Raw genomic sequence first — 13,974 nt, 5'->3', positions numbered from 1 at the left:
GCCCTCTCGTCACGCATGATGAGAGGGCTTTTTTACAACCGTTTCACTTCACCAGATTTAATACGCTCGCGTAGTACGGATAAATGGCACGCCGTGTTCGTCTTCAATTACTTGAGCCTGAACGTCATAAATGCTCTGCACAAGGTCAGACGTTAAGATCGCTTTCGGATGACCACTTGCCACCAGGTGCCCATTTTTTAGAACTAACAAGTTATCTGCATATTGCGCAGCCAAGTTGAGGTCGTGCAACACCATGATCGTTACATACTCACGCTCTCGAGTCTGGGTTACTAAATGTTCAAGCAGTACGTGTTGATAGTGAAGATCGAGCGCACTTACTGGTTCATCCAACATCATGATTTTTGGCTCACGCATTAGTGCTTGTGCGAAGAGAATCATTTGTCGTTGGCCACCACTGAGCTTACTCACATCTTTGTTTGCTAAATGCGAAAGTCCAATCTGGTCTAATATTCCCAGCGCTTTGTGCAGCGTTTCGTTGCCCACTCTCAAGCTCAGCGCGTCTAACTGCCCAAGCAACACAACTTCAATCGCTGTTAGATTCACGTCTAGATTGATGTCTTGCGGCATATAACCAAACTGGCTTCGCCACTGTGAAAGCGAATTATGCGTTAGTGAATTATCACCGTAGCTAAACTCACCGGACTCTAACTTGATGTCACCGAACAACGCTTTAAGCAGCGTACTTTTTCCCGTTCCGTTTGGTCCTAGAATTGCCGTTACTTGACCGGGTTTCAGTTCAAAGTCGATATTTTTAGCTAGGCTCAATGAGCCAATTTGGATGTTGATTTGGTTAGCTGTCAGCATCGTTACCCTCGCTTAGCGATAATCAGCCAAAAGAAGAACGGTACGCCAATAATCGCGGTCACTATCCCAATTGGGAACAGCGCGCCGGGCACGATCACTTTTGAAAGAACAGACGCAGTCGAAAGAAGAAACGCGCCGATTAAGAATGAAAGAGGTAAGAAGAATCGCTGGTCTTCACCAACCAACATTTTGGCAATGTTAGGCGCGACAATACCAACAAACCCAATGATGCCAACAAAGCTGGTCACCGTTGCAGTCATCAAAGCAACGATAAATAACGTCTTCAAGCGTAACTTAGCAACATTAACACCGACACTTTTTGCTCGCTCCTCACCTAAACGCAGAGCGGTTAATTTCCAAGAGTCTTTGAGTAACAAGGCAACGCCAACAACCACAACCAATGAGGTAACAAACAAGTTACCCCAAGTCGCCTTCGACAAGCTACCGAACAACCAGAACAGAATTTGCTGACTTAATTCTGGAGACGAGACAAACTGCACTAACGACAATAATGACTGGAACAGAAACAGTAACGCGATGCCCGCCAATATTAACTGACCCGAGCTGATATGGCGCATTGAGGCCAAAGCAAACAGGAAACACGCAGAAAGCATGCAGCAAATGAATGCACCGAGCGGGACAGCGTAATTGCTATCTAAGCCCAATGAACCGAAATAGAGCGTAATTGCAGCGCCAAAGCCCGCAGCGGCAGCCATACCCAGAGTGTAAGGGCTGGCCATCGAGTTGTTTAACAAAGTCTGCATCTCTGCCCCACCAACCCCGAGCGAACCGCCGACAATAATCGCCATAAGTGCAATCGGCAAACGTAAGTTAGTCACAATGACTTGTGTGGAGGCGTCAACTTGAAACGGTAAGCCGATAAACTCAAAAATTGCATACAGAACTCGGCTCGCATCCAACATTGATGGTCCTGTCATGATGTCGAGCACAAAAGAGATGACTAAAATGAGACAAAAAACACTCAGTACAACAAAGCGTTTCCGCTCATACTTTCTCTGATTTTCAATGGCTTGTAACACTGCTTCGGATTGCATCTAACGCTACCTGATTTCCTAAAGGGTTGATTTTCTTTTCTAACGCGCCGCCGCTTGTTCAATACAAACTGTGACACGCATTAAATCGAGCCAGCATACTAACAAAAATGATAATAGTTTGCATAACGATTAACAAACAGATTATTATCGACAACCAAGCTAAGGGATCCAGTGAACACTGGCATATAGAAAAGAGTCTAAGTCACCATGTATAAAACACTACTCAGTTTTGCTGCGCTTACTGTCAGCACTTCGGCATTTGCAGAAATCACCACCGTAACCGACGTACTAGGTCGAGAAGTCACCTTTGACGCACCAGCTAAGCGCGCGATTGTCGGTTTCTATCCAGAAGACTATATGGCCATTGGTACAGAAGCTGCGTATGACAACGTAGTTGGTATGTCTAAGTACATATGGCAGGCACGCTCTGCAAACTGGGATCTTTACGTTAAACACCGCCCTTCTCTCGACAAAATTCCTGAAATTGGTCGCGTCGATACCAATACGTTTTCTGCGGAAAAAGTCATTAGCCTAAACCCAGACATCCTGATGCTCGCTGACTGGCAATACAAAGGCCTTGGCTCAGAAATCGAACGTATCCAAGATGCGGGGATTTCTGTGGTTGTTGTCGATTACAACGCACAAACTTTGGAACGTCATATTAAAAGTACACAGCTGATTGGCGTGATCACAGGCCAAGAAGAGCGTGCAGAAAAAATCGCCAATGAATACAAACAAAACCTAGAGATGATCAGTCAGCGACTTGAGTCTGCCAACCTAGAAAAGCCGAAAGTCTATACCGAATATGGCGCTGCTGGCGTGAATGAAGTCGGGTATACCTTTGGCAAAAACATGTGGGGCGCGATTGCTACCATGGCGGGTGGCGACAATATTTCAGCGCCGTTTGTTGAATGGTGGGGGAAACTCAATCCAGAACAAATTATCGTTGCTAACCCTGATGTGATTGTCATGACAGGTTATGAATCAGGCAGCTCTGATGATGCAATGGTGATGGGACAAGGCGTCGATGAGGAACTTGCAAAGCAGCGTTTAGCCGGGTTTAAACAGCGCATTGGCTGGTCATCTATTGCAGCAGTTAAGAACAATCGCATGTATGCGGCTTACCACGGCGCTTGTCGTACTATTCTCGATGGCGCAATGCTGCAGTTCTACGCTAAAGCCATGTACCCAGAACAGTTTAAAGACTTAGACCCAAAGCAAGCCTACTTAGACTTCTACGCGAAATACTTGCCTGTCACACCGAGTGGCTCGTTTGTCACGCAGTTGTAGTCTGTTTTGAGATATGTCAGGTTGAACTCATATCAACCTGACATACATATCGAGCTTTCAAACTCAATCAGCGATAGCTTACGCTTCTATACGCTCGACAGACTCTGGCCAGCCTTCGTAATAAATGTGGTCCGCTTGCCAAAGAATATGGTCGGGGTCATCCGTACGAAGAGTTTGAGCAACCGTAAGTGCGAAATCAAAGCTCACGCCCAACCCTTTGCCAGTAATAAAGTTACCGTCCACCACCACTTTACGGTCTAAATACTCCCCTTTCTCGACAAGCGTTTCCAAACCACTACCGGTAGTGAAGTGTTTCCCTTCAAGTAAGCCGTGTTTACCCAATACTTTCGCTGGCGATGAACAAAGCGCGCAAATGTACTTTCCAGCGTCAATGTGACGTTTTAGAAACTCAATCACCATTGGATTGCTAGTTAGGTTGTCGGTCCCTTCTGGTCCACCTGGCATCATGACTGCGTCGTAATCCTGTTCGAATTTATCTGCCAGAGTAAAGTCCGTGCTGATCCGAGTGCCGAAGTAGGTTTTCATTACCACATCGTCTTTACAAGCCAATACATCAACCTGCATGCCACTACGGCGAACCACGTCGATAAACACCACCGCTTCACCTTCTTCAAAGCCATCTGCTAGCAACACAGCCACTGTTTTTTGCATGGGAATCCCTCTTCAATTCAATAAAGTAAAGTTTGGCTTTATATTAGCACAAAAATAAAACATCATTTCAATTTTAATTTATCAAGTTGAAATCTATAGCACGTAGACTTCACACTTCCTTTAAGTCCGGGCTGGCGAGACAAAGAAAGCCCCAAACTGTTAGAGTCTGGGGCTTGAGTTTCACCAAGAAAACTATGCCGTTGTTTAACGGTAACCAGCGGCTGCTTATAGCGTGCTGAGGAACGTTAGGATTTTATCCTCATGGCGCTTAATGGTTTCTTGGCTTGGTGTGACAGCATCTTTATGCGTGAAGTAAACCAGAATCGCCATTTGTGCGGTCAAACGGTTTTCTGCTTCATCAGATCTAGCTATTGACTGATCGCGAGCTACATCAGTTTTGCCTATCAACCAAAATCGGATTTACCTATCAATAGGATAGCTACAAGCGATTTTATTTAGCCTACGCTAGATGACAATATACTTTCCGACAGCAAGATTTGCTCATCCAAAACAACTGAAAGGAAAGTAAAGAAATGATCAACACCAAAATCAAACCATTTAGCGCAACTGCATTCAAACAAGGCGAATTCGTTGAAGTAACAGAACAAGACGTTCTAGGTAAATGGGCTGTATTCTTCTTCTACCCAGCTGACTTCACATTCGTATGTCCTACAGAGCTTGGTGACCTAGCAGACCACTACGAAGAGCTACAAAAGCGCGGTGTTGAAGTGTACTCAGTATCAACTGACACTCATTTCACTCACAAAGCATGGCACGATAGCTCTGAGACTATCGGCAAAATCAACTACTACATGCTTGGTGACCAAACTGGCAACATCACAAACAACTTCGGTGTAATGCGTGAAGGTCAAGGTCTTGCAGACCGTGCAACTTTCCTAATCGACCCAGAAGGTACTATTCAAGCAATGGAAATCACTGCTGAAGGTATCGGTCGTGACGCAGAAGACCTACTACGCAAAGTGAAAGCAGCTCAGTACGTTGCCGCTCACCCAGGCGAAGTTTGCCCAGCTAAATGGAAAGAAGGCGAAGAGACGCTAGCTCCTTCTCTAGACCTAGTAGGCAAAATCTAATCCAAGATTAGCCAACACGGTTCACTGATAGAACCATAACCTAATTAAGAGAGCATTCTAGGTCTGATACCTTGACGACCTTCAGCCTAGTTTGCTCTCTACTCAATTGTTTTTATCCAGCATAATCATTAAAAGGTATGGAACACATGCTAGACCAAGCTATTCAACAACAACTAAAACAATATCTAGCCAACGTAAAAGAAGATGTTCGTCTAGTGGTTAGCCTAGATGAAAGCAAAGCGTCAAATGACATCCTATCGCTTGCCAATCAAATTGCGGAGCTGAGTGACTTTATTACCGTGGTTCGTGATGACTCAGCGAGTGAGCGCAAACCAGTAATGACGGTGTCTAACCCAAGTAAGAGCACAGCGCTTAGATTTGCTGGCTTGCCAATGGGACACGAGTTTACTTCGTTGGTTCTTGCACTCCTCCACTCAGGCGGTCACCCAATCAAGCTTGAGCCAGAAGTTATTGAGCAAATCGCAGCACTAGACAAAGAACTAGACGTCGAGATCTTTATTTCTCTGTCATGTCAAAACTGTCCTGACGTTGTACAAGCGTTCAATATGATGGCAGCGATCAACCCGAAAATTAAAGCGACCATGATCGACGGCGCACTGTTCCAAGACGAAGTGAAACAGCGCGATATTATGGCGGTACCAAGCGTGTTTGTTAATGGTGAATTATTCGGCCAAGGCCGTGTGTCGTTAACCGAAATCCTTAACAAAGTCGACGACAGCGCAAGCGAGAAAGCAGCGAAAGCACTGGACGAAAAAGACCCATACGACGTACTTGTTGTGGGTGGTGGTCCCGGTGGTAGCGCAGCGGCTCTATATGCAGCACGTAAAGGCATTCGCACAGGTGTGGTGGCAAAGCGCTTTGGTGGTCAAGTGATGGACACTATGGCTATCGAAAACTTTATTTCAGTCAAACGCACCGAAGGTCCTAAGCTAGCAGCAGACCTAGGCGAGCACCTGAAAGAGTACGACGTTGACGTTGTCACAGAGCAGCAAGCAGAAAAAATCATGGGCGCAGCGCACACTGAAGATGGACTAATCCACGTTCAACTTGCAAGCGGCGCAACATTGAAGAGCCAAAGCGTTATCTTGAGCCCAGGTGCTCGCTGGCGTGAAATGAACGTCCCAGGTGAACAGGAATATCGCAACAAAGGCGTGGCGTACTGCCCTCACTGTGACGGTCCATTGTTTAAAGGCAAGAAAACCGCGGTGATCGGTGGTGGTAACTCAGGTATCGAAGCAGCCATCGACCTAGCCGGTATTGTTGAGCACGTAACGGTACTGGAGTTTGCAGACGTATTGCGCGCAGACCAAGTGCTGATCAACAAAGCAAACTCGTTACCAAACATCGACATCATTACCATGGCGCAAACCACAGAAGTTGTGGGCGATGGCAAACGTGTAACCGGTCTGAAATACAAAGACCGCAATACCGATGAAATCAAACAGCTTGAACTGTCAGGTATCTTTGTTCAGATTGGTTTGGTACCAAACACTGAGTGGTTAAAAGATTCAGAAGTGAACTTATCACCACGTGGCGAGATTGAAGTAGGTAGCCACGGTGAAACTAGCCTTGAAGGTGTATTTGCAGCAGGTGACGCGACAACCGTTCCTTACAAACAGATCATCATCGCAATGGGTGAAGGTGCAAAAGCAAGCTTAGGCGCGTTTGATTACCTCATCCGTAAGCAAGGATAACGGTGCATTCATCTGGTACACGAAGCAAACGGCGTAACCGCGACAGTAAGCGGTTATCGGGACGCCGCAATAGAACTTCGTGACTAGAGAGGCACTTACACTAGAAGCCCAAGAGAGCAAGCCAGCAGCATCAAACCTGCTGGCTTTTTTTATAACTCATTCGCAATCGTACTCAGCCCTTAACTCGAAAATGACGCACAGATCCCGCAACACTAAGAGGTAGTGATCAATACCGAGACTCACTACGTAATAGCACAACAAAACGTCAATTTATCGATTGAAGCACATTTTCAACATCTTAATAGGATGATAATGAGAACCATTGGATCAGACTGGTCCAGTAAGCCCAAAACATAAAATGGAGAAAGTGATATGTCTTTACGTTTATTAGCAGCAACGTTTGCTCTGGTTGGAGTGAGTTTCGGCGCGCAAGCAAATGCAGAGTGTGAAGTGTCGATTGATGCCAACGACATGATGCAGTTTTCTAAACAAACGTTAAGCGTGCCAGCAACCTGTAAAGAAGTGACTCTGACGCTTAACCACACAGGTAAGTTGCCTGCACAATCAATGGGTCACAACGTTGTCATCGCAGATACCGCAAACCTGCAAGCTGTCGGCACTGAAGGTATGTCTGCTGGTGTAGAAAACAACTACGTAAAACCGGGTGACGAGCGAGTTTACGCGCACACTAAAGTGATCGGCGGTGGCGAGAGTACCAGCGTGACTTTCAGCACTGAAAACATGACGGCTGGCGGTGATTACTCATTCTTCTGTTCATTCCCAGGCCACTGGGCGGTGATGAAAGGCAAATTTGAGTTCATGTAAATGAGCTGACTTAGATTGACGAAAAAGAGCCGCACTAGCGGCTCTTTTTATACTTGAATATATTCTGCTACCCGCTCAATGAATCTTCTTTGAATGCAGTAGCGCAGCGGCGTTAAACATCGCGTCTTTAGTGCTCACGTCGAGTACTTTGATCTTTCTAAAACGTTCTGGCTCTTTAATCGCGACATCGTGAGCGAAAATAACAAATCGCGCTTTTTCGATGTCCTTGTCTGTGATTCGGTTGATCACTCCGTTCGCTCCTTGCGTTTCAACCTTAATCTTAATACCGAGAGCGCACGCGGCTTTCTCTAACGACTTCGCCGCCAAGAAGGTGTGCGCGACACCCGATGGACATGAGGTGACTGCCAATATGTCTGCCTCTCCTTCCCCGACTACAGAGCCGTAGCCTTGAGAGTGACGAGGATAGTTGTCGTCTTCGGTGACGGTTTTCTTTAGCGCGATAGCAATGAGTGCCGTGGTGAGAGAGCCGGCAATCGTACCGACGATATAACCGATTTTGCCATCGACCACAGGTAGCACAATCCAACCGCCCCAAGGCGCATGGTTCATTACGTGGAACATAAACCCAATCACATTTCCGACAATGCCGCCTGCGACAATAGCAGGTAATACCCGAGCAGGGTCTCCGGTTGCAAAAGGGATTGCCCCTTCGCTGATTCCTATCATTCCCATAATGCCCGCTGCTTTACCCGCTTCACGTTCATCTCGTTTAAATTTGCTCGGCGCTAAGAACGTCGCCAACGCCATACCCAACGGCGGCGTACATATTGCGATTCCGACACCGCCCATTAACCACGGCTGAGTATTGACTTGCGTTTGTGCAAACAAAGTCGCCACTTTGTTGATTGGACCGCCCATATCGAAAGCTGTCATCGCGCCAAGCACGGTACCAAGCATCACTTTACCCGAGCCCGCCATGCCTGTTAGCACCTCGTTCATGGTTGTCATTGCACTGGCAATTGGCGCGCCAATCACCCACATTACCGCTCCGCAAGTCACAAACGTACCCACTAGCGGGTAAATGAAGATTGAGCCAAGTGAACTCATGCTGTCTGGCAATTGAATCTTCTTTAAAAGCCACACCACAAAACCCGCAAAGAAGCCCACCACAATCGCCCCGAGGAAGCCGGTATTGTAATGGCTGACCGCAATCCAAGAACCTATCATGCCAGGTGCAAGCCCAGGTTTGTCTGCGATCGAATAAGCAATATAGCCACCAAGAACCGCCGTAAATAGCGTCAGCCCCGCGATACCCATTTGTGCGATATCTGCAAGTACCCCATCTTGTGGAACACCACCATGGCCAGAAATCATCACCGACAACGACAGCAACACGCCACCCGCGACGATAAAGGGAATCATATGGGAGGTGCCAAACAACAGGTGTTCTTTGATTCTACTAAGCTTTTGTGCCCAAGGGCTTAATGGCTCAGCGGAGAATTCTAACGAGGTGGATAGAAACTCATCTGGCTGGGACTGAATATCGGTTAGCATTTCAAGCGCATCTTCGCGTGATTGCGCTGCTTTTAGCTTTTCAACAAAGCCGTCTTCGATGATTTTAGTGGAGATTTGTGCCAAGACTTCAATGTGCTGGTTGTCGTCCCCATCGGGTGATGCCAACATAAAGAAGACATCAGACAACTCACCGTCCTCAGCGCCATAATCGATCCCGTTACGGCTAATCCCGACCGCGACAGCAGGTTTGGCAACTGCATCACTTTTGGCATGTGGAATGGCAATACCATCATCAAAACCGGTGTTACCTATCTCTTCACGTTTCCAGATATCGACCAAGAACTGGCTGGGATTGTTGAGCTTACCCGCCGCGTCTAACATTTGGGTCAGTTCTTCGAGCGCTTCTTGTTTGGTTTGAGCTTTCAAATCTAGGCAGATCGTATCTAACTCAATCAGGTTTGTGATGTCCATTGTTTTACCTTCCAATATTCACGCTCGAATATATACCCAAGTGAGTTTGAGATACAGAATCCCCTGACTCGAATGCGTTCCTGCTCATTCTAAGTGGACATAGATTAACCAGTGGTCACTCTACGAGATATAGGACTAAAAGTGCATTAACTGGATTAATGTAACATGAGATTTAAACTGTGATAGAGCTCTTGCGTTAATTCGAGCTCGGTTAGATTCAATTGGCGAGCGCTGTGCTAATATCCACAAAAAAACAATGTGGATAGAAGATGAGAATCGTAGCGGTGACAGCGTGCCCTACAGGCATCGCGCATACTTATATGGCTGCAGATGCGTTAATTAAAGCTGCACCAAAATATAACGTACAAATCAAAGTGGAAACACAAGGTGCAATGGGGATTGAAAATCAACTCACGCCCCACGATATTGCCCAAGCTGACCGTGTGTTAATTGTATCGGATATTGAGATCGAACAACCTGCCCGATTCGAAGGCACGGCTAAAATTCAAATCTCAATTGAAGACGTGTTGCTGAATGTCGACAAAGTGTTTATCGTCCACTGCCGCAACTAACATTGCCGTCACTGAACTCGCTGATGAACGAATACCAAATCACCTTTTTTGTCGAAGATGCTAACGCGAGCGCGCATATTGCTCAGCCGTTGAATCGCGTCGCCAAAAAGTTCAAAAGCACGTTGCATATCATAAACGTCACGCAAAATCGTATTGCGGAACTGACGAAGTCCGTAGCGATTTTTCAGGCCGGGCTACGCCAAGGCGACCTATGCCAGATTACTGCGATTGGTATCGACGCAGAACTGGCGTGTTTTGTGATTAAAGACATTATCGCCGAGCACTTTACTGTGGTTGGTTCTCATATCAACTACGAGTTTTCGAGCCAATTAGCAGAGCGTTTGCCACAAATCTGCCCGCCTTGTGAGATCAAATGGCATTACGCCAAAGCCCATACCGAACTGACCAAATTTGAATGTTTAAAAGGGCTCGCTCAACTCATCCATCCAATTTACCCCGACGAACTCATCTTGGCTTTCATCAAAAGAGAGGAACGTTCCTCTACCTGCGTGGCTCCGGGCATTGCCCTACCTCACGTGATGTTTGCGGGAGTGGACCACATTTCTGTTGCCGTCATTGCTAACGAACAGCCCGTCGATTGGGCGTCAAAGATGGGAGACGTTCACCTGGCAATAGCACTGGTGATGCCAGATAAACCAACACGTGAACAAATCATCGCGGCAACTAACCTGACTAGAAATCTACTTACGGATCAAATGGCCGAGCGATTACTGCTAACAAAAAGCAGCGTCGACTTACAAGCACTGCTGATGTACGCCATGTCAAGACTGCTCGCCTAACAACTCCCTCGTAGCAATCTACTTAGATTGAACCACGGTACTCTGTTGGCGTTCTGCCAGTGCGACTTTTAAATACGCGACAGAAGTAGTTCACATCCTTAAAACCGCATCGTACTGACACGTCATTGAGTTTGAAGTTGTACTTCTTCAACATAAACTTGGCGCGGTCGACTCTTACCCAAGTGATGTAGTCCGCCAACGTCATATGCCCTTGCTGGCGGAAAAGGCGTGACAAATGATTAGACGAAATGCTAAACCGTGACGCGATGCTGTCGCGGGTAATTGGTCGGTGAAAGTTCTCTTGAATATAAATACAAATCCCCTGATACAGGTCTTGAACGCGGTTCTGTGATTGCTGCTCGACAGGCGCATCCAACATGGTTTTTGCGTACTGCAACAAGGCTTGTAGTAGCAACTCATCCATCGGCTTTTTGGTATTTTCGCGCGCTAACGAGCTGAGCGCTTCCAAAATGTTATCAATAGCAAAACCTGAACGAGTCTGAATGCTGTGCTTTTGGATGTCGTAGAAGTTTGCTTCACCTTTGCGTTTGCTGACAAAGCTCAAACCAAGCTGACGACGCCCAAACAGAATGCTTAACACAGAGCAGTCGCTATCCCAGTCTGGTTTATTCCAACAGTTTGGTGGAATAAATATCGCATCCCCTTTTTTAGCGACAATATTCGTGACTTTTCGGTCATGACTTTCCATCTCATTAATATATTCCCCATAAAGCACCAACTCTAAACGAGGGAAATTAACCTGATAACTAAATTCAGGCGGTGTATGAAAATCTCCAGCAAACCAAATATTATGAAATGGTTCGCGTTCATTTAATACTGCGGAAATTAAATCATGGAAAATCATTCTCTCACACTCTATATATGCATCAATGATGCTATTGACTATAGATATACACCCGAAAGCCGCATATCGCTATTGAGCAAAATCACACTTCCATTTTAAGGTTACAAAAATCCAGTTAACGCATCAATTATCCAGTTCTCACTTTAACGAACAAAAGCCCATAAACACCCGTATATCTAGTGACTAGCGCAGAGGATCTATGAATGACAAGGTTCATCATAATGCATCAGATATGCAGTTAGTTTTACCCAGCAGACGATCTAAATCACATTGCGATTAGGCAGTTACAATCCTCCAGTAAATGCATTTTTTCTTCACTACAGTCTGCTTCTGATTAATTCAAGAATATCCCTGAAATAAAAATTATATTTATAGGGGTTCGACAATGATCACCAAACTAATAAACGAAGAATTAATTAAGCTTGATCTTCAAGCGACTTCGAAAGAAGAGGTTTTTCAAGAACTGGTTTCTGTTCTTCATGCGCAAGGTCGTATTTCTGACCAAACACAATTTCTGACCGATATTAAAGCGCGCGAAGAATTAGGTAATACGGGCTTTGAAGATGGTGTTGCTATTCCGCACGCGAAAAGTGCCGCCGTTCTTGAGCCAGCGGTTGTTATCGGCGTGAGCCAATCAGGTATCGACTACGGCGCAGAAGACGGTTTGCCATCAAAACTGTTCTTTATGATCGCCTCTCCAGATGGTGGTGATAACCACCACATTGAAGTGCTAGCCGAGCTTTCTTCAAAACTGATTGAAGAAGGCTTTATCGACGCTTTCCTAAACGCTTCAAACACTGAAGAAGCGCTAGCGCTGCTGCTGGCGAAACAAGAGCCACAGCCTGTGGTAAACGCTGAAGAGAGTAAAGGCTTCATCATCGGCGTGACGGGGTGTCCTGCTGGTGTTGCACACACCTACCTTGCAGCTGAAGCGTTAGAAAAAGGCGCGGCGGCGATGGGTTACGAAGTTAAGGTTGAAACCAATGGCTCGATTGGTGTGAAAAATAGCCCGACAGAAGAAGAAATCGAGCGTGCTGATGCAATCATTGTCGCGTGTGACAAACAAGTCGACATGAATCGCTTTGCGGGTAAGCGCGTAGTGAAAACCAATGTAAAAGCGCCGATTCGTGATGCACAAGCACTGATTAACGAGGCGTTAAACGCGCCAACATACCAAGCAGATGCCAATGCTAACAGCCAGTCTTCGGTGGCTGACAAAGCTTCTCAAGCTCGTTCTGATCTATACCGTTACTTGATGAATGGCGTATCACACATGATCCCATTTGTGGTCACAGGCGGTCTTTTGATTGCTCTCGCGCTAGCGATTGGTGGTCAACCTAGTGAAGCAGGCATGGCAATCCCAGAAGGCAGTATGTGGAACCAAATCCTAAACGTAGGTGTGGTTGCCTTTACATTGATGATTCCAATCCTTGCAGGCTACATTGCTTACGCGATTGCTGATCGCCCTGCATTAACACCTGGCCTAATCGGCGGTTGGATTGCTAACAACGGTTCTTTCTACGGCGCAGATGCAGGCACAGGCTTTATCGGCGCGATTATCGCTGGTCTGCTTGTGGGTTACTTCGTGAAGTGGATTACCTCGATCAACTACCACAAGTTCATCCAACCTTTGGTGCCAATCATGATCGCGCCAATCACCGGTTCACTGTTCATTGCAGGTCTGTTCATTTTCGTTATTGGTGCGCCAATCGCAAGCTTAATGGATGGACTAACTGCGCTACTTACCAGCATGAGCACAGGTAACGTTGTTCTTCTCGGTATCGTGCTTGGTGGTATGGCTGGCTTCGATATGGGTGGCCCTTTCAACAAAGTCGCCTTCCTATTCTCTGTCGGCATGATTGCCAGCGGTCAAACGCAATTTATGGGCGCGATGGCGTGTGCAATCCCAGTTGCTCCACTAGGCATGGCATTAGCAACCGTATTGGGCCGTAAGTTTGACCTGTTTGAAGAGTCAGAAACCGAAGCTGGTAAGGCAGCAGGCGCGATGGGTCTGGTCGGTATCTCTGAAGGTGCTATCCCATTCGCAGCGCAAGATCCAATGTCAGTAATTCCGGCAAACGTACTTGGTTCAATGGTTGCGGCAGTCATGGCGTTCTCGTTCGGCATCACCAACAGCGTAGCGCACGGCGGTCCTGTTGTAGCCCTACTTGGCGCGATGAACTACCCACTGCTGGCGCTAATTTGTATGGCAGCAGGCGCAGTAGTTACCGCAGTTACGTGTGTAACGCTGAAGAAAGTTCGCAAAGCAAAAATGATTGAAGCGATCGCTTAACCCCTCCCATTATCGACTCCAATG

General features: G+C 46.6%; 12 protein-coding genes and 1 pseudogene. 7 read left to right on the top strand and 6 right to left on the bottom strand.

All coding sequences use genetic code 11. From position 1 onward, the window contains the following. Positions 1-57 precede the first annotated feature (57 nt). A complete protein-coding gene (locus AKJ31_RS02310) occupies positions 58-825 on the bottom strand; it encodes an ABC transporter ATP-binding protein (RefSeq protein WP_053407471.1) in 768 nt (255 codons plus the stop codon). 2 nt (positions 826-827) lie between these two features. After that, complete coding sequence (locus AKJ31_RS02305) at positions 828-1,880, bottom strand: FecCD family ABC transporter permease (protein WP_053407470.1); 1,053 nt, start codon at positions 1,878-1,880, stop codon at positions 828-830. 207 nt (positions 1,881-2,087) lie between these two features. Between AKJ31_RS02305 and AKJ31_RS02300 the strand changes: the two genes are divergently transcribed. Beyond that, entirely contained in the window at positions 2,088-3,170 is a 1,083-nt protein-coding gene (locus AKJ31_RS02300; protein WP_053407469.1) for an ABC transporter substrate-binding protein, read from the top strand. 78 nt (positions 3,171-3,248) lie between these two features. Here AKJ31_RS02300 and AKJ31_RS02295 read toward each other — a convergent pair whose 3' ends face one another. Further along, on the bottom strand, positions 3,249-3,842 hold the full coding sequence (locus tag AKJ31_RS02295; RefSeq protein ID WP_053407468.1) for a DJ-1/PfpI family protein: 594 nt from the start codon (positions 3,840-3,842) through the stop codon (positions 3,249-3,251). Positions 3,843-4,067: 225 nt separating this feature from the next. Further along, a pseudogene (locus AKJ31_RS02290) lies at positions 4,068-4,202 on the bottom strand (putrescine carbamoyltransferase); the annotation flags it as partial. Between the two features lie 173 nt (positions 4,203-4,375). On the opposite strand from AKJ31_RS02290, the gene ahpC reads away from it, so the two are divergent. The 3 genes from ahpC to azu all read left to right on the top strand — a co-directional run bounded on the left by ahpC (position 4,376) and on the right by azu (position 7,473). Beyond that, entirely contained in the window at positions 4,376-4,933 is a 558-nt protein-coding gene (gene ahpC / locus AKJ31_RS02285; protein ID WP_053407466.1) for an alkyl hydroperoxide reductase subunit C, read from the top strand. A 146-nt stretch (positions 4,934-5,079) separates the two neighbouring features. Beyond that, positions 5,080-6,648 carry an alkyl hydroperoxide reductase subunit F gene (gene ahpF, locus AKJ31_RS02280; protein ID WP_053407465.1) on the top strand — a complete coding sequence of 523 codons (1,569 nt, stop codon included), beginning with the start codon at positions 5,080-5,082 and terminating at the stop codon, positions 6,646-6,648. A 372-nt stretch (positions 6,649-7,020) separates the two neighbouring features. Next, complete coding sequence (gene azu / locus AKJ31_RS02275; protein WP_053407464.1) at positions 7,021-7,473, top strand: azurin; 453 nt, start codon at positions 7,021-7,023, stop codon at positions 7,471-7,473. A 75-nt stretch (positions 7,474-7,548) separates the two neighbouring features. Here azu and AKJ31_RS02270 read toward each other — a convergent pair whose 3' ends face one another. Continuing rightward, positions 7,549-9,420: a fructose-specific PTS transporter subunit EIIC gene (locus AKJ31_RS02270; RefSeq protein ID WP_053407463.1), complete on the bottom strand. Its 1,872-nt coding sequence runs from the start codon at positions 9,418-9,420 to the stop codon at positions 7,549-7,551. Positions 9,421-9,689: 269 nt separating this feature from the next. On the opposite strand from AKJ31_RS02270, the gene AKJ31_RS02265 reads away from it, so the two are divergent. Together AKJ31_RS02265 and AKJ31_RS02260 are read left to right on the top strand one after the other, a co-directional pair. Continuing rightward, entirely contained in the window at positions 9,690-9,992 is a 303-nt protein-coding gene (locus tag AKJ31_RS02265; RefSeq protein WP_053407462.1) for a PTS fructose transporter subunit IIB, read from the top strand. A 23-nt stretch (positions 9,993-10,015) separates the two neighbouring features. After that, the gene (locus AKJ31_RS02260; RefSeq protein ID WP_053407461.1) at positions 10,016-10,792 is read left to right on the top strand and encodes a PTS sugar transporter subunit IIA; all 777 of its coding nucleotides are present in this window, start codon (positions 10,016-10,018) and stop codon (positions 10,790-10,792) included. A gap of 22 nt (positions 10,793-10,814) precedes the next feature. Here AKJ31_RS02260 and AKJ31_RS02255 read toward each other — a convergent pair whose 3' ends face one another. Further along, entirely contained in the window at positions 10,815-11,657 is an 843-nt protein-coding gene (locus AKJ31_RS02255; protein WP_053407460.1) for a helix-turn-helix transcriptional regulator, read from the bottom strand. A gap of 385 nt (positions 11,658-12,042) precedes the next feature. On the opposite strand from AKJ31_RS02255, the gene AKJ31_RS02250 reads away from it, so the two are divergent. Further along, entirely contained in the window at positions 12,043-13,950 is a 1,908-nt protein-coding gene (locus AKJ31_RS02250; protein ID WP_053407459.1) for a PTS fructose transporter subunit IIABC, read from the top strand. Positions 13,951-13,974: the final 24 nt, after the last annotated feature.

The sequence above is a fragment of the Vibrio hepatarius genome, assembly GCF_001274785.1.
GTDB classification, from domain to species: domain Bacteria; phylum Pseudomonadota; class Gammaproteobacteria; order Enterobacterales; family Vibrionaceae; genus Vibrio; species Vibrio hepatarius.
This window is presented reverse-complemented; position numbering and strand designations above follow the sequence as displayed.

Excerpts from the sequence above, each read along its gene's own strand:
- AKJ31_RS02310 (WP_053407471.1), bottom strand. The coding sequence starts at position 825 with ATGCTGACAGCTAACCAAATCAACATCCAAATTGGCTCATTGAGCCTA.
- AKJ31_RS02305 (WP_053407470.1), bottom strand. The coding sequence starts at position 1,880 with ATGCAATCCGAAGCAGTGTTACAAGCCATTGAAAATCAGAGAAAGTAT.
- AKJ31_RS02300 (WP_053407469.1), top strand. The coding sequence starts at position 2,088 with ATGTATAAAACACTACTCAGTTTTGCTGCGCTTACTGTCAGCACTTCG.
- AKJ31_RS02295 (WP_053407468.1), bottom strand. The coding sequence starts at position 3,842 with ATGCAAAAAACAGTGGCTGTGTTGCTAGCAGATGGCTTTGAAGAAGGT.
- ahpC (WP_053407466.1), top strand. The coding sequence starts at position 4,376 with ATGATCAACACCAAAATCAAACCATTTAGCGCAACTGCATTCAAACAA.
- ahpF (WP_053407465.1), top strand. The coding sequence starts at position 5,080 with ATGCTAGACCAAGCTATTCAACAACAACTAAAACAATATCTAGCCAAC.
- azu (WP_053407464.1), top strand. The coding sequence starts at position 7,021 with ATGTCTTTACGTTTATTAGCAGCAACGTTTGCTCTGGTTGGAGTGAGT.
- AKJ31_RS02270 (WP_053407463.1), bottom strand. The coding sequence starts at position 9,420 with ATGGACATCACAAACCTGATTGAGTTAGATACGATCTGCCTAGATTTG.
- AKJ31_RS02265 (WP_053407462.1), top strand. The coding sequence starts at position 9,690 with ATGAGAATCGTAGCGGTGACAGCGTGCCCTACAGGCATCGCGCATACT.
- AKJ31_RS02260 (WP_053407461.1), top strand. The coding sequence starts at position 10,016 with ATGAACGAATACCAAATCACCTTTTTTGTCGAAGATGCTAACGCGAGC.
- AKJ31_RS02255 (WP_053407460.1), bottom strand. The coding sequence starts at position 11,657 with ATGATTTTCCATGATTTAATTTCCGCAGTATTAAATGAACGCGAACCA.
- AKJ31_RS02250 (WP_053407459.1), top strand. The coding sequence starts at position 12,043 with ATGATCACCAAACTAATAAACGAAGAATTAATTAAGCTTGATCTTCAA.